General features: G+C 66.3%; 19 protein-coding genes. 14 read left to right on the top strand and 5 right to left on the bottom strand.

Annotated elements, in window-relative coordinates:
• The first annotated feature begins 5 nt into the window (after positions 1 to 5).
• The 13 genes from A2G96_RS08985 to A2G96_RS08925 all read left to right on the top strand — a co-directional run bounded on the left by A2G96_RS08985 (position 6) and on the right by A2G96_RS08925 (position 13053).
• Entirely contained in the window at positions 6 to 404 is a 399-nt protein-coding gene (locus A2G96_RS08985; protein WP_003105639.1) for a TIGR03750 family conjugal transfer protein, read from the top strand.
• A complete protein-coding gene (locus A2G96_RS08980; RefSeq protein ID WP_023100424.1) occupies positions 401 to 1093 on the top strand; it encodes a PFL_4703 family integrating conjugative element protein in 693 nt (230 codons plus the stop codon). Before A2G96_RS08985 ends, A2G96_RS08980 begins: the two co-directional genes overlap by 4 nt.
• Positions 1090 to 2001, top strand: a complete 912-nt coding sequence (locus A2G96_RS08975) for a TIGR03749 family integrating conjugative element protein (RefSeq protein ID WP_062798577.1) — start codon at positions 1090 to 1092, stop codon at positions 1999 to 2001. Before A2G96_RS08980 ends, A2G96_RS08975 begins: the two co-directional genes overlap by 4 nt.
• Positions 1991 to 3421 carry a TIGR03752 family integrating conjugative element protein gene (locus A2G96_RS08970; RefSeq protein ID WP_062798575.1) on the top strand — a complete coding sequence of 477 codons (1431 nt, stop codon included), beginning with the start codon at positions 1991 to 1993 and terminating at the stop codon, positions 3419 to 3421. The genes A2G96_RS08975 and A2G96_RS08970 overlap by 11 nt, the downstream gene beginning before the upstream one ends.
• Entirely contained in the window at positions 3402 to 3857 is a 456-nt protein-coding gene (locus A2G96_RS08965) for a TIGR03751 family conjugal transfer lipoprotein (RefSeq protein WP_023124695.1), read from the top strand. The genes A2G96_RS08970 and A2G96_RS08965 overlap by 20 nt, the downstream gene beginning before the upstream one ends.
• Positions 3857 to 6748, top strand: coding sequence for a conjugative transfer ATPase (locus A2G96_RS08960; RefSeq protein ID WP_023108456.1), 2892 nt, complete (start codon positions 3857 to 3859; stop codon positions 6746 to 6748). The genes A2G96_RS08965 and A2G96_RS08960 overlap by 1 nt, the downstream gene beginning before the upstream one ends.
• 24 nt (positions 6749 to 6772) lie before the next feature.
• A complete protein-coding gene (locus A2G96_RS08955; RefSeq protein WP_023098544.1) occupies positions 6773 to 7537 on the top strand; it encodes a DsbA family protein in 765 nt (254 codons plus the stop codon).
• A 175-nt stretch (positions 7538 to 7712) separates the two neighbouring features.
• Positions 7713 to 8207 (top strand): RadC family protein, encoded by a 495-nt coding sequence (gene radC, locus A2G96_RS08950; protein ID WP_009518518.1) that lies wholly within the window; start codon positions 7713 to 7715, stop codon positions 8205 to 8207.
• Between the two features lie 163 nt (positions 8208 to 8370).
• The gene (locus A2G96_RS08945; RefSeq protein ID WP_009518519.1) at positions 8371 to 8817 is read left to right on the top strand and encodes a TIGR03757 family integrating conjugative element protein; all 447 of its coding nucleotides are present in this window, start codon (positions 8371 to 8373) and stop codon (positions 8815 to 8817) included.
• Positions 8814 to 9761 carry a TIGR03756 family integrating conjugative element protein gene (locus tag A2G96_RS08940; RefSeq protein ID WP_023108457.1) on the top strand — a complete coding sequence of 316 codons (948 nt, stop codon included), beginning with the start codon at positions 8814 to 8816 and terminating at the stop codon, positions 9759 to 9761. The genes A2G96_RS08945 and A2G96_RS08940 overlap by 4 nt, the downstream gene beginning before the upstream one ends.
• 9 nt (positions 9762 to 9770) lie before the next feature.
• Complete coding sequence (locus tag A2G96_RS08935) at positions 9771 to 11165, top strand: integrating conjugative element protein (protein WP_009518521.1); 1395 nt, start codon at positions 9771 to 9773, stop codon at positions 11163 to 11165.
• A complete protein-coding gene (locus tag A2G96_RS08930) occupies positions 11162 to 11521 on the top strand; it encodes a hypothetical protein (protein ID WP_009518522.1) in 360 nt (119 codons plus the stop codon). Before A2G96_RS08935 ends, A2G96_RS08930 begins: the two co-directional genes overlap by 4 nt.
• Before the next feature lie 14 nt (positions 11522 to 11535).
• A complete protein-coding gene (locus A2G96_RS08925; RefSeq protein WP_009518523.1) occupies positions 11536 to 13053 on the top strand; it encodes a conjugal transfer protein TraG N-terminal domain-containing protein in 1518 nt (505 codons plus the stop codon).
• A gap of 15 nt (positions 13054 to 13068) precedes the next feature.
• On the opposite strand, the gene A2G96_RS08920 is transcribed toward A2G96_RS08925, so the two are convergent.
• Genes A2G96_RS08920 through A2G96_RS08910 form a run of 3 tightly spaced genes read right to left on the bottom strand, consistent with a single transcriptional unit; the run spans position 13069 to position 14248 of the window.
• A complete protein-coding gene (locus tag A2G96_RS08920; protein ID WP_009518524.1) occupies positions 13069 to 13446 on the bottom strand; it encodes a DUF3742 family protein in 378 nt (125 codons plus the stop codon).
• Positions 13447 to 13472: 26 nt separating this feature from the next.
• Positions 13473 to 13931, bottom strand: coding sequence for a type II toxin-antitoxin system YhaV family toxin (locus tag A2G96_RS08915; protein WP_009518525.1), 459 nt, complete (start codon positions 13929 to 13931; stop codon positions 13473 to 13475).
• A complete protein-coding gene (locus tag A2G96_RS08910) occupies positions 13931 to 14248 on the bottom strand; it encodes a type II toxin-antitoxin system PrlF family antitoxin (protein WP_023098543.1) in 318 nt (105 codons plus the stop codon). Before A2G96_RS08910 ends, A2G96_RS08915 begins: the two co-directional genes overlap by 1 nt.
• Positions 14249 to 14547: 299 nt before the next feature.
• Between A2G96_RS08910 and mobH the strand changes: the two genes are divergently transcribed.
• Positions 14548 to 16365 carry a MobH family relaxase gene (mobH, locus tag A2G96_RS08905; RefSeq protein WP_023108460.1) on the top strand — a complete coding sequence of 606 codons (1818 nt, stop codon included), beginning with the start codon at positions 14548 to 14550 and terminating at the stop codon, positions 16363 to 16365.
• On the opposite strand, the gene A2G96_RS34075 is transcribed toward mobH, so the two are convergent.
• Both A2G96_RS34075 and A2G96_RS32325 read right to left on the bottom strand, forming a co-directional pair.
• On the bottom strand, positions 16347 to 16589 hold the full coding sequence (locus A2G96_RS34075; RefSeq protein WP_073674113.1) for a MerR family DNA-binding transcriptional regulator: 243 nt from the start codon (positions 16587 to 16589) through the stop codon (positions 16347 to 16349). The genes mobH and A2G96_RS34075 overlap by 19 nt on opposite strands.
• 52 nt (positions 16590 to 16641) lie before the next feature.
• Positions 16642 to 17553 carry an NAD(P)H-binding protein gene (locus A2G96_RS32325; protein WP_158213205.1) on the bottom strand — a complete coding sequence of 304 codons (912 nt, stop codon included), beginning with the start codon at positions 17551 to 17553 and terminating at the stop codon, positions 16642 to 16644.
• Between the last annotated feature and the right edge of the window lie 35 nt (positions 17554 to 17588).

Here is a 17588-nt window from a genome sequence, read left to right as displayed (position 1 = left end):
CCGGTATGTCCGAGCAGCAGCACGTCCGTGCGGACGGGACGGTCACGTTCCTTCCGCACCGGCTCAACCGCCATCCCGTTGTCGTGCGCGGCCTCACCGCCGACGAGCTGTGGATCTGCTGCGGCCTGTCCGGCGCCGCCGGCCTGCTGGTCGGCGCGCCGCTTTCGTGGGTGTTCCGCACGATCGCCATCGCACCGACGTTCGTTGTCCTGGGCGTGGCCTTGGGCGTGTTCATCGGCGGCGGCATCCTGCGCCGCCTCAAGCGTGGGCGCCCCGACACCTGGCTTTATCGGCAGTTGCAGTGGCGCATCGCAACGCGCCATCCGCTGATGGCCGGCTGGGTGGGCGGCCACGTGCTGATCTCGCGCTCGGGCTTCTGGTCCACCCGCAGGAGCATGCGATGAGTCGCTTCAAGAACGAGATCGCCCACCTGCAGGCGCACATCAAGACCTTGCGCCTGGGCGCGGGCGCGCTGGTCATTGTCGCCCTGGTCATGGGCGGCGGCTGGTGGAGCGCGCCGCGCGACCTGACCATCCACGTCCCGCCCGACCTGCGCTCTGGCAGTACCCGCAAGTGGTGGGAAGTGCCGCCCGAATCGGTCTATGCGTTCACGTTCTACGTGTTCCAGACGCTGAACCGCTGGCCGACCAATGGCGAAGAAGACTACTCGCGCAACCTCCACACGCTCTCGCCGTACCTCACCCCGTCCTGCCAGGCCTTCCTTCGCGCGGACTACGACTACCGCCGCTCCACCGGCGAGCTACGCCAGCGCGTGCGCGGCATCTACGAGATTCCCGGCCGCGGCTATGGCGACGACCCCACGGCGCGCGTGCGCACCGTGTCCGATCGCGACTGGGTGGTGACGCTGGACATCACGGCGGACGAGTACTACGGCGCCGAGCAGGTCAAGCGCGCCCTGGTGCGTTATCCGATCAAGGTCACGCGGGTGGACGTCGATCCCGCCCGCAACCCGTTCGGCCTGGCGCTGGACTGCTACGAAGGCGCGCCCCAGCGCATCAGTGCACCGGAGCCGGCGCGCCCGGCGCCGAGTGGCCTGTCTCCGCAAGCGCCTCAAGGAGGAAACACCCCATGAAGCATCCTGTACTCGCGCTGCTGGGGCTACTGGCCGTGGCCGCGGCACCCGTCGCCCAGGCGGTGGAGATCCTGCGTTGGGAACGCATGCCACTGGCAGTGCCGCTGAAGGTCGGTCAGGAACGCATCGTGTTCATCGACCGGAACGTGCGCGTGGGCGTGCCCGCGGGCGTGGGCGAACGCCTGCGCGTGCAGAGTGCGGGCGGCGCGGTGTACCTGCGCGCCAGCGAGCCGATCGAGCCCACGCGGTTGCAACTGCAGGACGCCGACACGGGCGCGCTGATCCTGCTGGACATCGCAGCCGAACCACCCAAGGACGGGGAAGCCGAGCTGGAGCCGGTGCGCATCGTCGAGGGTGACAGCGCACCGGGACGCTATGGCGAGCAGGCCGACAGTGCCGAGACCCCGGCACGCGCCCAGGGCCAGGCAGGTGCGCGGACCGCGCGGCGCGAAACCCCGGTCCCTGTCGTGCTGACGCGCTTCGCCGCGCAGAACCTCTACGCGCCGCTGCGCACCGTCGAGCCGCTTCCGGGCGTCATGCGGGTCAACCTGCGCCGCGACCTCGACCTGGACACACTGATGCCAACGCTGCCCGTGCGCGCGGTCGCGCTCGCGTCGTGGCGCCTGGAGGACCAGTGGGTCACTGCCGTGCGCCTGACCAACGGCAGCGGCGGCTGGATCACGCTCGACCCGCGCGTGCTGCAAGGCGATTTCCTCACCGCCACCTTCCAGCACGAGGCGCTGGGCCCGCGCGGCACGCCCGAGGACACGACCGTCCTGTACCTGGTCACGCGCGGCCGCGGCCTCGCGCAATCGCTGCTGCCGGCCATTCACCGCTTCGACCCGGCCGTGCATCTGCCGCAGCCGGACGGCGACGAGAACGCCAAGGAGGCCCGCCATGCGCAGTAACGGCCTGCTCAAGTGGCTGATGATCCCTGTCGCCATCCTGGTGCTGTTCGTCGGTATCCGGCTGTTCTCGGGTGGAGGCAGCACGGCGCCACCCGCGGCGGACAACGGTGCCCAGCTCACGCCCGATGAAATGAAGGCGCTGGGCATCGAAGGCGACACCCCGCGCGACACCGTGGCGACGCTCGTTGCCCAAGTGAAGCAGTTGCGCACCGAGCTTCAGACCGCGCTCTCGGACAACAAGTCGCAGCGTGAAGAGAACCAGCGGCTGCGCCAGCGCGAGAACTCCATCGACCAGCGCATCAACTCGGCGCTCGAATCCGAGCGGTCCAACCTGCGCCGCGACCAAGAGCAGGCGGCCAGCGCGCGCCAGCAGACCGAAGGGCTGCTCGCCGACCTGCAGCGGCGTCTGGACAGCATCGGCGGGCGCGGCGGCGGCCATGCGGACCTGCCTGTGGGCCTGGGGCTGCAGGGCGGCGACGAGGCCGGCATGGAGGGCGGCGTGCGGTGGGTCGAGCCGGACCACGCAAAGCCCGCCGAGGGGCGCAACGGGGGGCGTGGCGCGAGCGGCGGCATGAGCTTCCCCACGAGCTTCGGCCCGGCGCAGAGCACGCTCGAAACCACCGCGGAAACCGTGGCCAACGCGGGCGCCCGCGCCGCCGGGGTCAAGAGTGCCAAGCCGGTCTATACCGTGCCGACCAACTCCACGCTCATGGGTTCGGTCGCCATGACCGCGCTGATCGGCCGCGTGCCGATCGACGGCACGGTCAACGATCCCTATCCGTTCAAAGTTCTGGTCGGGCCGGACAACCTGACCGCCAATGGCATCGACATTCCCGACGTGGCCGGCGCCGTGTTCAGCGGCACCGCCTCGGGCGACTGGACGCTCTCGTGCGTGCGCGGTCAGGTGCGCAGCATCACGTTCGTCTTCCACGACGGCACGATCCGCACGATCCCCGAAGACCGCGAGGGCAACCAGCAGGACAACCAACAGCAGAACTCTCAAAGTGGGGGCTTGGGCTGGATCAGCGATCCCCACGGCATTCCTTGCGTCAGCGGCGAGCGGCGCAGCAACGCCCAGCAATACCTCGGCTCGCAGGCCCTGATCACCGCGGCCGGTGCCGGTGTGGCCTCGCTCATCGAGAGTGACAGCGGCCGCATGTCCTATGTCGGCTCGGACGGCTCCATCGGCACCGTGGGCATCACCGGCCAGGAAGCGGTCGGCCAGATTCTCGCGGGCGGTGTCCGGGACATGTCGGCCTGGGTCAACAAGCTCTACGGCCAAGCCTTCGCCGCCGTCTATGTCCAACCCGGCGCCAAGGTTGCGGTCCACCTCGAAAAGCCGCTCGCCATCGACTTCGATCCCGAAGGCCGCAAGGTCGATCACCGCGCAGGAGAAAGCCATGCACTCGAACTTGACTAACCTGGCCCGTGGCTTGGCACTGGCCCTCGCCGTCGCGGTGCTTGGCGGCTGCGCCACCAGCAAGGAAAAGCTGCTGACCCACGGTGACCGCACGATGATGGACATCTGGCAACAGGAAGCCGGCGACGGCGGTGGCGGTGGCGCAGCCGGGCGGAACGCCGGCCGCCAGCTGCTCGATGCGCGCCAGAGCCTGCGTCGGCCCCTGACCGACGCCGACGTGCAGGCCGCACCTGTCGAGCAGATGCGCTACACGCGCACCGCGCGCAATGAGGTCCACCGCCAGTTCCAGCGCCTGCCCAATCCCGATCTCGTGATGTACGTGTACCCGCACCTGGCCGGCACCGATCCCGTGCCGGTGCCCGGCTACACGACCGTCTTCCCGCTCTACCAGCGCATCCAGTACGCGATGCCGGGCGAGCGCGTGGAGGACTACTGATGCGGTGGAAACTCCCATGGCCGAAGCTGGCCGGCGCCGGCTCCAGTAGCCCGGCCAGCGATGAGCAGCCGGACAGCTGGCAGCGCCACGTCGAGGCCTTGCGCCAGGCCGGCATCCCCGAACCCGGTTCGGCAGTCCACGGCCGCAAGCCAGCGACCGTGGCCGACGAGCAGGCGCTGTACGACGTTGCGCCGTCCTTCGTGGAACTGCTGCCCTGGGTGGAGTTCATGCCCGAGTCGAAATCGATGCTCCTGGAGGACGGCCAATCGGTGGCGGCGTTCTACGAGCTGGTGCCGCTGGGCACCGAGGGCCGGGAGCCTGGCTGGCTCGCGCATGCCCGCGACGCCCTGGAAAACGCGCTTCAGGACAGTTTCGATGAACTGGACGAGAACCCGTGGGTGCTCCAGCTCTATGCCCAGGACGAACCGAGCTTCGACCAGTACATGCAGACCTTGCGCGATTACGTGCAGCCACGTGCGCGCGGCTCGGCGTTCACCGAGTTCTACCTGCGCTTCTTCGGCCACCACCTGCGCGCTGTGGCCAAGCCCGGCGGCCTGTTCGAGGACACGGTGGTCACGCGGCTGCGCTGGCGCGGCCAGACGCGGCGCGTGCGCATGGTGGTGTACCGCCGCGCGAGCGGACAGGGACAGGCAAACCGCCGCGGCCAGACACCCGAGCAGATGCTGGGCATCGTCTGCGACCGCCTGTGCGGCGGCCTGGCGAACGCCGGCATCCAGGCCCGGCGCATGGTCGCGGCCGACGTCCACGACTGGCTGCTGCGGTGGTTCAACCCGCGCCCCACGCTGCTCGGGCCTGGGGTGGAGGACCGGGAGCGCTTCTACGCGTTGGCGCGCTATCCGGACAGTACCGAGGAAAGCGAGGCCGGCGAGATCGAGCTGGCGAGCGGGCGGGATTTCAGCCAGCGGCTGTTCTTTGGGCAGCCGCGCTCGGACGTGGCGCAAGGGGCCTGGTACTTCGACGGCATGCCGCACCGCGTGCTGATCACCGACCGGCTGCGCATGCCGCCCGGCACCGGGCACCTGACCGGCGAGACCCGCAAGGGGGACGCGATCAACACGCTGTTCGACCAGATGCCCGAGGACACCTTGATGTGTCTCACGATGGTCGCCACGCCGCAGGACGTCCTCGAATCGGACCTCAACCATCTGGCGAAGAAAGCTGTGGGCGAGACGCTGGCGTCGGAGCAGACGCTCAAGGACGTGCATGAAGCCCGCTCCCTGATCGGCAGCGCGCACAAGCTCTACCGGGGCACTCTGGCGTTCTACCTACGCGGGCGCGACGAGGCGGAACTGGATCGGCGCGGCCTGGACCTCGCGAACGTGATGCTCAACGCCGGCCTGCAGCCGGTGCGCGAGGACGACGAGGTGGCGCCGCTCAACAGCTACCTGCGCTGGCTGCCGTGCTGCTACAACCCCGGCCAGGATCGGCGCCGGTGGTACGCGCAACTGATGTTCGCCCAGCATGCGGCGAACCTGTCGCCGGTGTGGGGCCGCGCCCAGGGCACGGGGCATCCCGGCATCACGATGTTCAATCGCGGCGGCGGCCCGATTACGTTCGACCCCTTGAACAGGTTGGATCGGCAGATGAATGCCCATCTGTTTCTATTTGGCCCCACCGGCTCGGGGAAGTCCGCCACACTCAACAACCTGCTGAACCAGGTGACGGCCATCTACCGGCCGCGGCTTTTCATCGTGGAAGCCGGCAACAGCTTCGGCCTGTTCAGCGACTTCGCGCGGCGCCTGGGCCTGACCGTGAACCGGGTCAAGCTGGCCCCCGGATCGGGCATCAGCCTGGCGCCGTTCGCCGACGCACGCCGGCTGATCGAAACGCCCAGCGACGTGCAGACGCTCGATGCCGATGCCCTGGACGAAGACCTGCCACCGGATGCCTCGGCCATGGAGGCGGATGAGCAGCGCGACGTGCTCGGCGAACTGGAGATCACGGCACGGCTGATGATCACGGGCGGCGAAGACAAGGAAGAAGCGCGGATGACGCGGGCCGACCGCTCGCTGATCCGCCAGTGCATCCTCGACGCCGCCGAACATTGCGTGGCGGAGAAGCGCACCGTGCTCACGCGCGATGTGCGCAATGCACTGCGCACCCGTGGCCAGGACCCGACGTTGCCCGAGATGCGCCGTGCGCGGCTGCTGGAGATGGCGGACGCGATGGACATGTTCTGCCAAGGCACGGACGGCGAGATGTTCGACCGCGACGGCACGCCGTGGCCCGAGGCCGACATCACGCTGGTCGATCTGGCGACCTATGCCCGCGAGGGCTACAACGCGCAGCTCTCCATCGCCTACATCAGCCTGATCAGCACGGTGAACAACATCGCCGAGCGCGACCAGTACCTGGGACGGCCGATCGTCAACGTGACCGACGAAGGTCACATCATCACCAAGAACCCGCTGCTCGCGCCCTATGTCGTGAAAATTACAAAAATGTGGCGCAAGTTGGGCGCCTGGTTCTGGCTGGCGACGCAGAACATCGACGACCTGCCACGTGCAGCGGAGCCGATGCTCAACATGATCGAGTGGTGGGTGTGCCTGTCGATGCCGCCGGACGAGGTGGAGAAGATCGCGCGCTTCCGCGAACTCTCGCCGGCGCAGAAGGCGCTGATGCTCTCCGCACGCAAGGAAGCGGGCAAGTTCACCGAGGGCGTCATCCTCTCCAAGAGCATGGAAGTGCTGTTCCGCGCCGTGCCGCCAAGTCTCTACCTCGCGCTCGCGCAAACCGAGCCCGAGGAGAAGGCAGAACGCTACCAACTCATGCAGCAGCACGGCGTCAGCGAGCTGGATGCCGCCTTCAAGGTGGCTGAGAAGATCGACCGGGCACGTGGCATCGAGTCGCCGACCCTGGACCTGCCCTGAATCTGCCGTACACCGGAGAACGCCATGGAACAGAAACGTCCTTCCATTCCGATGCAGGTGCAGGCGTTCCGCCGTCGGCACTGGCGGCCCAGCTGGCCTTGGACAGTGGCCGCAGCGCTGGTTGCACTGCTGCTGATCTGGCTCGTGTCCCGTTGGCCCGGGCAGTCCACGCCTCAGACTTCAGCGCCAGTCAGCGAGACGCAGGTGGCTGGGCCTCCGTGGCAGATGGGCAATCCGGAAGGACGCTTCACGCTGACGCTCTACGCGGACCTCGAATGCCCGTTCTGCCGGTCCTATTTCCCAGTGCTCAAGCGTTGGGTGGCCGGCAATGCGGACGTGGCCTTGCAATGGCATCACCTCCCGTTGGCAGCGCATGAGCCGGCCGCGTCCGCGGAAGCGCGCCTGGCGGAATGCGCGGGCCAAGCCAGCGGTCATGCCGCCTTCTGGCAGGCCGTCGAGTGGGTATATGCCCACACGCGCAGCGACGGTCAGGGCTTGCCCGAGGACCTGCGCTACCCCGACCTTACGCCACCCATCGAGCAGTGCATCGCGAGCGAGCGGCCCGACGCGGCGATTCGCGCCCAAACTGCGGAAGCCACGAACAGCGGCGTGACCGCCACGCCGTCGCTGCGGCTACACGATCGCGAAACCGGCAAGGCTATCCTGCTGCAGGGTCCGATCGAGGGCGATGCCTTGCTGTCGGCCATGGACATGCTCGCGGCCCGCGATCCCGCCGCCACACCTACATCGGAAATGCCTGCCGACGTCGTCGGCGACATGCCCAGGTAGCCCCGGTCTTCAAGGCTACGGCGCAGTCCGCTGCGCTGACCGCAACCCGTTCGCCTCGCATCCTGGCCGCGAACGATCACCGCTCCCGCGGTGATGGATGCACCTTGTTCGTTCCCCAGGAGGGCTTGCCCTCCCCGGGCGCGCGCCCTCCGATCTCACCATTTGGAGGTTCGCCATGTCTTTCGTCGTCAATGACTCCTGCCTGGAGTCGCTTTCCGCCATCGCTGCCCAGCACGAGGACTGGATCATCCAGCAAGCCATTGCACTGCTGGAGAAGCGGGTTTTCAAAGCGGGTCCGAAACTCCTCGACCCCACGGCCGTGCGCGACTACCTGCACGTGAAGCTGGTGGCCGAGCCCAACGAAATATTCGTCGCTGTATTCCTTGACAGCATGCATCAGGTGCTGGCCTACGAGCCGTTGTTCAGGGGCACGATCAACTCGACTTCGGTCTATCCGCGTGTCGTCGTACAGCGTGTGCTGGAATTGAATGCCGCTGCGGTGGTCTTCGCACATCAGCACCCCTCGGGCATGTCCGAGCCGTCGATCGCGGATCGCGTGCTGACCCAGCAACTGCAGGCCGCGCTGGCGCTCATCGATGTGCGGGTACTGGACCACATCATCGTCGGCCAGGGTGCCCCGTTCTCCTTTGCGGAGTCCGGCCTGCTGTAAGTGTTGCACTGCTTCGTTGATCAGCGCGGAGGCTTCGGCCTCCGCTTTTTCTTCGCGGCGACACAAGCAGGTATGCGGGGTGGCCGCGATGCGCATTGTTTGTTGGGACCGCATGGGGTTCGGCGTTTGACTATGGCCCTGATCAACTTCCGGGGCGCATGACATGCCAGCAGCTTTTACCCGGTTCGCACCAGGCTGGCGAACCCTTGGCCTGGCCGTGGCGCTGCCGGCGTCCCTGGCGGTGTTCAGCCCGGTCACCTTCGCCGCCGACGTGGTGGTCGTCACCGACGGCCACCACCCGGTCAAGACCATGGGCGGCGAACGGCTGATCGAGCTGGATGAAGCGCCGCGCATCGAGGCCGAGCTTTCGGCGAATCTGCCCACCGACCCCGACCAGGCGACAGCCCTGGTCAAGCGTCGGCTGACCCAGGGAGGCACTGACCTTCAGCGGCGCATCGCGACGGCCTACCAGGGCGTGACGGACGCATGGAGCCTGGGCATCACCGCCGTCCCGGCCGTCGTGGTGGACCAGCGCTATGTGGTCTATGGCGAGCCGGACGTGGCCCGCGCCATCGCGCGGATCGAACAGCACCGGAGGACCGAACCGTGATCCCCCCATTCGACCTTCTGCGCCGCATGCGAGCTGCTGTCGCGTCCGTGCTGCTGCTTAGCGCCACGGGCAGCTACGCCCTGAACACGGCAACCATCGTGGGTTCAGTGGCTTCGCCCGATTGCCTGGAATACCGGGTGGTGGGTATCTGCTACTGGCTCTATTGCACCTGGACCGGCTGCACGGTGCGTACCTCCGTCAAGGTCAGGCACTACATCCCCGATGCAGTGGTGTCGTCGTACTCGAACACCGGCGAGAACCCCTGGGTTGAAGTGCGCGCCATGAGCACGCCCAATCCTTCGGCCCAGGCCGGCGGGGACGGCACCACGAACGAGGATCATGAAAACAACCTCGCCAAATTCAAGAACAGCGATGTTATCGGCCATCCCGGCGGCGAGGTGTTCAACCAGTTCGCCTCGTCCTCCGGCTACTTCTGCCAAGGCGCGGGCACGGCCTTCATGCCGTATCTGCTCAGCACCCTGGACACGCTGGCCTGGCGCTACAACGTGCCCGAGATGGCCTACCCGGAGGCGTTGATTCCGGGCATGCGTGAGGTCGGTGCGCGCACCACGATGAACCTCTGGGGCAATGTCTATCCACGCGGTGGCTTCCTGCACCAGACCGACGACCACAAATCCGGGGCGGTGGTGGCCCAGCGCGCGGGCGATGTCGTCACGCGCCGCGGGCAGTTGCACGTGTACCAGCCACTGCTCGCCAACGCCCGTGACGGCTACTGGCCGGCCGGGGCGCTGGTCGAAGGCGATACCTCCACCGGGAAGTGGCAGGAGCTGACCCCTCGTCTGTCGAACACCTGCGTGGTCTTCCCCCACAGCGGCACGCTGACCCAGGCCCAGCAAGGCGACTACGCCTGGGCGCTGTGGCGGCCGTATGCCTGCTGCGAACGCCGCGGGCAGGTGTTCCTGGGCAGCGTCGATTTCCTCTGAGGTGCCACGATGAAGCGTCCTGAACCGATGAACCTTTCCGCCAAGGCGTGCTACTTGCTGCGCCCGACGGCGCTGGCCGGCACGCTCGCTCTGGTCTGCGGCCTGGCGTGGGCGCAGGTCGGATACCAGAACAGCGGCCCCGTCATTGGCGATGACGTCATGTACTCGATCGGAGGCGGCAGCGCGGTGTCCATGGGCCGCGCGGCTGGCATGCGCTCCATCGGGGTCGGCTTGGGGTGGAACAGCAACCTGATCTGCGGCGACATGAGCATCCAGACCACGCTGCGCAACCAGCTCAACGGCATCACGAACGGCTTCCAGCAGATCATGAGCAACGTGATCCAGAGCGCCACCAGCGCGGTGGCGTCCCTGCCGGCGCTGATCATTCAGCGCGCCGATCCCGGCCTGTACAACCTGCTGACCAACGGCGTGCTGCAGGCGCGGCTGGACTTCGACCGCTCCAAGCTGACGTGCCGCGCGATGGCCGAGAAGATGGCCGAGACGGCGGGCGGCCAGCTTGGCTGGAGCCAGATGGCCGAAGGCATGGCCCTGCGTGACGCGGTTGGCAGCAACGATGCCGTTTCGGCCGTCGAGCAGGCTGAGACGCGCCGCGGCAACGACGGCGTTCCCTGGGTGGGCGGCAGCAATGCCGGTGGCGCAGGCCAGTCCGCCATTCGGGTGGTCGGCGACGTCACCCGCGCGGGCTACAACCTGGTCAACGGGCGCGGCGTGACGGACACATCCTCCATCGCGCCCGCCAGTTGCGCGAGCCTGTCCTGCCAGACCTGGACGTCGCCGCAGCAGGCGACCGAATGGGCCACCCGGGTCCTCGGGGAACAGGTGCAGCGCACGTGCGATTCCTGCACCAAGACCGAGACGGTGCCCGGCGTCGGGCTGACGCCGCTGATCCAGGAGGAGTACGAAGCCAAACTGGAAGTCTTGCAGGAACTGGTTTCCGGCGTGCGCAACACCACCTTCGAGAACTTGCGCGAGGCCGGCAGCACGTCGCTGCCGATCACGCGCGGCGTCATCGAGGCGCTGCGCGACGAGCCGGACCAGGACCTGCTGGCGCGGCGCCTTGCGTCCGAGGTGGCGCTGTCGTCGGTGCTGGAGAAGGCCTTGTTGCTCCAGCGCACGCTGCTCACGGGAAAGAAGGAGCCCAACGTGGCGGCCAACGAGTTGGCGGTCGAGGCTGTGAACCACGAGAGCGACACGCTCGACCGGGAGATCCGCAACCTGAAAACGGAGCTGGAGCTGCGCCGCGAGCTGGCGAACAACTCGCCGATGGCGATCATCCAGCGCCATGGTACGCGCGCGGCCGGCTCGCGCGGCATCTACGAGGGCGATCCGGTGCCCGACCGCCTCGACCAGTTGCAGAAGGGCAATCCGGGAGTCCGGCCATGAGCGCAATGCGCATGACCTGGCGCCCCTTGCGCTGGCTGTTCAGCCGGCGCGCGGCGAAAGCACTGCTGTGGGCGGTGGTGATCGTCGCCGCTGCGGTGGGGGCCAACGTCGCCGGCATCTACCTGGTCGGGAGCGTGGCCGGCTGGGAGCGGTGGCTCGCGGCCGCATCGGGCTACTTCTTCGTGTGGCGGTTGTGCCTGTACGGGGCGACGGCCTATGGCTGGGTCTGGATGCGGCGCCGGCTGCTGGTACGTGAGGACGACGCCCAGGCGCGGCGCCGCCTGGTGCGCACCGAGGTCGCGGGCGTCGTCGCCATCGTGGCGCTGGAAGCCAGCCTGCTGATGCAGGCCGGTTGAGGGGAGATGGCGCGATGACGCTTTTCACGACCGACTACCTGGAGTACTACCTGACGCTGGTGTCCTGGATCGTCAACAACGGCATCTGGGCGGTGCTGGTATCCAGCGGGGTATTCGCGCTGCCTTTCGTCGCCATCATCGTGCAGGAGTGGTTGAAGGCCCGTGCGGAAGGTGCCGACGAGGGCAATAAAGGCGTGCTGAGCGCCGCCCGCATCGAGAACCGGGTCTTCGTCGCCATCGTGGTGGTGATGTTCGCCGGCATTCCGTTCATCGACGTGGACCTGAACACCATCCAGTACGACAGCTCGCGCTCGGCCCAGTGCCAGGTCAGCGTGCCGCAGCCCACGGATACCGGCTGGTCGCAGTCCTTCAGCACCATCAACAACCAGTCGGCGAAGGTGCCCGTCTGGTGGGCGTTCATGCATGCACTCTCGCGCGCCGTCACGAGCGCCTCGGTGGCGGCGATCCCGTGTGGCACGGACCTGCGGCAGATGCGCATGGAGATCGACGCCACGCGCATCGATGACCCGGTGCTGGCTCAGGAAGTAGCGGATTTCTCGCGGGATTGCTATGGGCCTGCACGGGCCAAATTGTTCATGCAGCGCCCTCAGCTCGATGAGCAGCAGATGCACGACGTGACCTGGATCGGATCGCGGTTCTTCACCGACACGAACGGCTACTACGACACGTACCGTTCCAGCACGCCGCGCGATGACTGGCCCTATGACAGCAACCGCGACGCCGGGCTGGCTCAGGTATCCAGTGGCGGTGGCTACCCGACCTGCAGGCAATGGTGGGCCGATGGCGGTAATGGCCTGCGGGCACGCTTGCTGGGACAGGTGGACCCGAGCCTGCTCAATCGCCTGGCGGGCTGGGCCGGGTTCCTGAGCCGAGCCGAGGTGGACGACTCGGTAATCCGCACGATCGCGTCACCGCGGCAGCAGAAATTGAACCAGGGCAGCGTCTATACCGACTACGGCGGCCAGATCGACAAGACCCTGCCGAACATTGTGACGCGGGCCACGGGCGATGTTGGGATGGCAGTCGGCGCGATTGCCGCGTTTCCAGCCATGGACGTCGCGAGGCAGGCCCTGCCCATGGTGCTTGCATTGCTCAAGATGGCACTGGTTATCTGCATCCCGCTCGTGCTGGTCGTGGGCACCTATGACCTGAAGACGGTGGTCACGGTCAGCGTCGTGCAGTTCGCGCTGTTCTTCACGGACTTCTGGTTTCAGCTTGCACGCTGGATTGACAGCACCATCCTCGACGCGCTCTATGGCTGGGGGTTCGGCTGGAACCGGCCGCACACCAATTTCGACCCGTTGGTAGGACTGAACAACGCCTTCGGTGACATGCTCCTAATGTTCGTCACGGGCACGATGTTTCTGGTCCTGCCGACGTTTTGGGTCGCTGCCTTGGGGTGGGTCGGAGTTAAGGCTGGGGTGATTGCTCAGAACCTTGCTGTCGGCTCCAAGGAAGCGCGTGATAGCGCCGGGTCAGGTGTAAACAAGGTAGCCGGCAAGGTTCTGTGACGGACAGTCCAAACCTCAGTCATCGAACGGATCGTTCGGGTCGTGAGGGTCGAGCCGCTGGCCATTGGAAGAATACAGGCCAAAGCCCGCCTCGCCATTGCGCAGTTCATCCTGTTGCGCCCAGCGGTCATCATCCCTAGCCGAATTGCCAGCCAACCATGCCGCCGCAACGCCCAGCAGTAGCAACACCGCCAGCCAGAAGGTGGTGTACAGCAGCACCCCGAGCGCAACCAGCTTGACCACCCACACGAACGCGGTGGCACCGGCCGCCGGCATCCCCTTGGACACCAACCAACTCGATGCCCGGCGTTCGCCGCGCACGTAGGCACGCCATCCGCGACCCAAGGTGCGGCCGAGGCGTTCTGCGGTGCTGATGCGTGTCGTGGTGTTCATGGTCGTCTCCTGCTACTGAGGGATGCCTATTCCAGTTTGCTCCAATCCTGCTTGCTTGCCTGTATCAGCGCGTGCCAGTCGTCTGGTGGGTTCCCGCGTCCGAGCATCTTCTCGAACACGACATACGGGTCCGATTTGCTACCCGAAGACCGCAGGGTCTGTTCATCGTTGACCCAGGCGTACACAATGACCTTCGCCTTCGAGTCGTACCGGAAGAACAGCCGGAACCGCCGTCCGATCTTGGCCCTTCGCCAGTGGCGGTGGGCAGGTCCCAAGGTGTTGCCCTGGCGGTACTCGTCGCGTGCCGGATCGCCTGGCACCACATCCAACATCAACTGGCTCAGGGCCCGGAAGAGCTTGACGTTGGCATTGGACTCGAAGCCCGCCGGGTCATTCTCCTGCGCGCGCCTCGCGGCCGCATGCAGTTTCTGCAACTGCTCGATCACGCAGTCGTGGAAGAGCAGCGTCCAGCCATGCCGTTGCATCAGAGTTCCACTTTCCCGTCGATCTCCTCGTCCAGGTTCACACCGTGGCCAGCATGCTCCAGCATGGCGCGCGCCAGATCCTCGGGCAGGCCCCGGACGTTCCGGCCAGCTTCGATGTCGCGGGCCAGCAGGCTCAGAAACGCGCCAATGGCGGGGTCCTCGTGCTCGGCATCAACACGGGTGACGACGACTTCGCTGCCCCGCAGATCGAACGCGAGCTTGCCGCCGGCATCGACGCCGAGCGCCTGCCGGATGGGCTTGGGCAGCGTGATCTGGCCTTTAGAGGTCAGCGTGGCGACTTCGTGGATGGCAGGCATGGCGACTCTCCTGATTGCGATACCTGCATGGTAAGGAAATTTCCTTACTTTGTCAATCTGAGGCCTTACAGCGTTCTCCCGAGTCCAAGAATCGGCCCATCGTAGGGCGTGAACAGCCAGCCTTCCTGTATCAATACGGCCCTTCCGCAACCCGCATTGGCGGTGGACGGTCAGCACCCGTCGCCCTATACCCAAAGGCTGTAAAAGGTCGAAATGGCGAGGGAATGGGTTGCAAGGGGAATGGCCCTACCTCGAAAAGGCAAAAAGGCACCCCGCTCGGCCCGCGACAGGACATCCGCATGCTCTCTCTGTTCCAGCGAAAACGGCCCGCGGTCGCTACCGCTCCGACGCCACCTCCCGCATCCGACCTCCCGAAAGGGTTGATGCGGCCCGAGTCGGCCGCATCGCTGCTGGCCACCCCGCGCCGGCAGAAACTGCTGGAGCACATCTGGCAGCGCACGTCGCTCTCACGTAAGCAGTTCGCCACCTTGTACCGGGCGCCACTGGAACGCTACGCCGAGCTGGTCCAGGCTTTCCCGGCTTCCGAGGCGCATCATCACGCTTACCCCGGCGGCATGCTCGACCACGGCCTGGAAATCGTCGCCTACAGCCTGAAGCTGCGGCAGTCCCATCTGCTGCCCATTGGCGCCAGTCCCGAAGACCAGGCGGCGCAGTCTGAAGCCTGGACTGCCGCAGTCGCTTATGCCGCGCTGCTGCACGACATCGGCAAGATCGCCGTCGATCTGCACATCGAACTGGCCGACGGCTCGCTGTGGCACCCCTGGCACGGCCCGCTGCACCAGCCATACCGCTTCCGCTACCGCGACGATCGAGAATATCGGCTCCACAGCGCTGCGACAGGTTTGCTCTACCGCCAACTCCTCGACCGTGATGCCCTGGACTGGCTCAGTGGCTATCCCGACCTGTGGGGACCGCTGCTCTACGTCCTGGCCGGCCAGTACGAGCACGCCGGCGTGCTGGGCGAACTTGTCGTACAGGCCGACCGCGCTTCCGTGGCCCAAGAGTTGGGAGGCGATCCCGCGCGCGCTATGGCCGCCCCCAAGCACGCGCTGCAACGCAAGCTGCTGGACGGGTTGCGCTACCTGCTCAAGGAAGAGTTGAAGCTGAACCAGCCCGAAGCCTCCGATGGCTGGCTCACCGAGGACGCCTTGTGGCTGGTGAGCAAGACGGTTTCGGACAAGCTACGTGCGCACCTGCTGTCAGAGGGCATCGATGGCATCCCTACGAACAACACTGCGGTGTTCAACGTGCTTCAGGACCACGGCATATTGCAGCCGACGTCGGACGGGAAGGCGGTCTGGCGCGCGACCGTGACCAGTGCGACCGGCTGGTCCCACTCATTTACCCTGCTGCGTCTAGCTCCCGCGCTGATCTGGGAAGCTGGCGAACGGCCAGCATCGTTTACCGGCACGGTGGCAATCGACGCTGCGGCAATCGAGAAGGATGCTGGCTCGGAGGCTGCCCCGCCTATGACTGCCGCGAAGCCTGTCTTGGAAGAACAGACGACGCCACCTTGGGAAGGCAGCAGCCCCGCTAACTTGGCTTCACCGCCCGCAGTTCAGCCCCTGCCTGACGTCATGGAAGACATGCTGGCGATGGTGGGCTCCGGACACCTCCTTGCGACGCGACAGGATGCAGAGCCCGTCCCGGCCTTCGCAACGAGTTCGCTGGTACTGCCTGTGCCAGCGTCTAAATCTTCGGCATCGACACAGCAGCCTTCGGGCGAGCACTTCATGGGCTGGCTTAGGCATGGCTTGCAGAGCCGAAAGCTGATTCTCAACGATGCCAAGGCACTGGTGCATACCGTGGACGACACGGTGTTCCTGGTAAGCCCTGGGGTGTTTCAGCGCTATGTCCAGGAGCATCCTCAAGTTCCAGCACTCGCCAAGCAGGATGCCGTTGTCGACTGGCAATGGGTCCAGAAGCGCTTCGAGAAGCTGCAGGTCCATCGCAAGCAGCCCAGCAGCTTGAACATCTGGACCTGCGAGGTCACCGGCCCGCGCAAGTCGCGCAAGCTGCATGGCTACTTACTCGATGACCCTGGCCAACTGTTCGATGAGCGGCCACCGAACAATCCCTACTTGAAACTGGCATAGGTGCTAGATACGGGCCCATAGAGGCACTGGTTGCCTGCCGTGCGTGTAGCATGGATCAACCTCTCTGCTTCATAGAAACGAACGTTGGACACGGTTACGCCGCCGAGGCTGGCGACGTCGCCAACAATTGGCACACGTTCCGTGGCAAAAGGCTTGGCGACCACCGTCGTCGGGGTGGCTGTTCGTACAGATCGTTGTTTCATCATCGTCTCGGCGTGGATCATGTACTGCAGCAAGCACGCCTGCAGCCTCTAGAGTCGAAGAAGTCGACTCGTCTCAAAGCCGGGGGGTGCTGGTGGACAACAGCAAATCGAGGCGGTGTTCGACCAGCACCGCCTCGATGCTGCGCGGCGGCTGACCGGTCATCTGCTCGATGACACCGTCGGAGAACGGCGCCAGCCCGCGTTTGGACACCTCTTCGATGATCAGCGCCTCTCGCACCGTGGATTTCGGAAAGCCCGAGACCTGCAGATGCAGCGCCAGGGCTTCCTCACTGACGGGCACCAGGTCGATGCTGGCTCCGAAGATGATATTGATGCTGTTCACCAGCGCCTCGGCGGTGAGAGCCTGCGGGCCGGTGATCGCCAGCTCTCCGGGCGGAACAGGGGCCGCCCGCAGTACCGCCGCAGCGGTGCGCGCCACGTCCTCGCCCGCCACGTAAGGCAGTCTGCCTTGCGGCGCTGAGCTAAACCATTTCCCGCACCGAAGCGCCAGGATGATCCGCGGAAACAATCGCTCCATAGGCCAACTCACCCGCAAGACTGACAAGGCTAGGTTGCGAGCCTCGCATGCCTGTGCCACCGTCTCGCATTCCCGCGCTACAGTCATCAGCGAGGGGTCGAACACTTCGATCTGGGCCGCGTACACCACGGTGCGGACGCCGACGCGCGCTGCGGCATCGATCATGGCCTGCAGTTGGCGACGCCGCGACCACGAGCCGTCGGCAGCGCCCGGCAGGAGCAGCAGGCGGTGTGCGCCGGTGAAGGCGGCATCCAGGGACGCTGCATCGTCGGGATCCGCGCCGCGAATACGCGCCCCACGGGCAGCCAGATCCACAAGGTGCACTGGTTGGCGGCTGGTGGCGATGACCTCCGTTTCATCGCGGCGCAGCAGCAGTTCGACGACGCGCCGGCCGAGCGGATCATGGGCACCGGCAACCAGCAGGCACGGAGAAAGCAACCGGGTCACCGGATGGCTCCCCCTGGCGGAGTGTGCCGGCTGCG

This window comes from Cupriavidus nantongensis (assembly GCF_001598055.1).
Taxonomy (GTDB): domain Bacteria; phylum Pseudomonadota; class Gammaproteobacteria; order Burkholderiales; family Burkholderiaceae; genus Cupriavidus; species Cupriavidus nantongensis.
The sequence above is the reverse complement of the archived record's forward strand: the minus strand, read 5'-3'. Positions and strand labels throughout refer to the sequence as shown.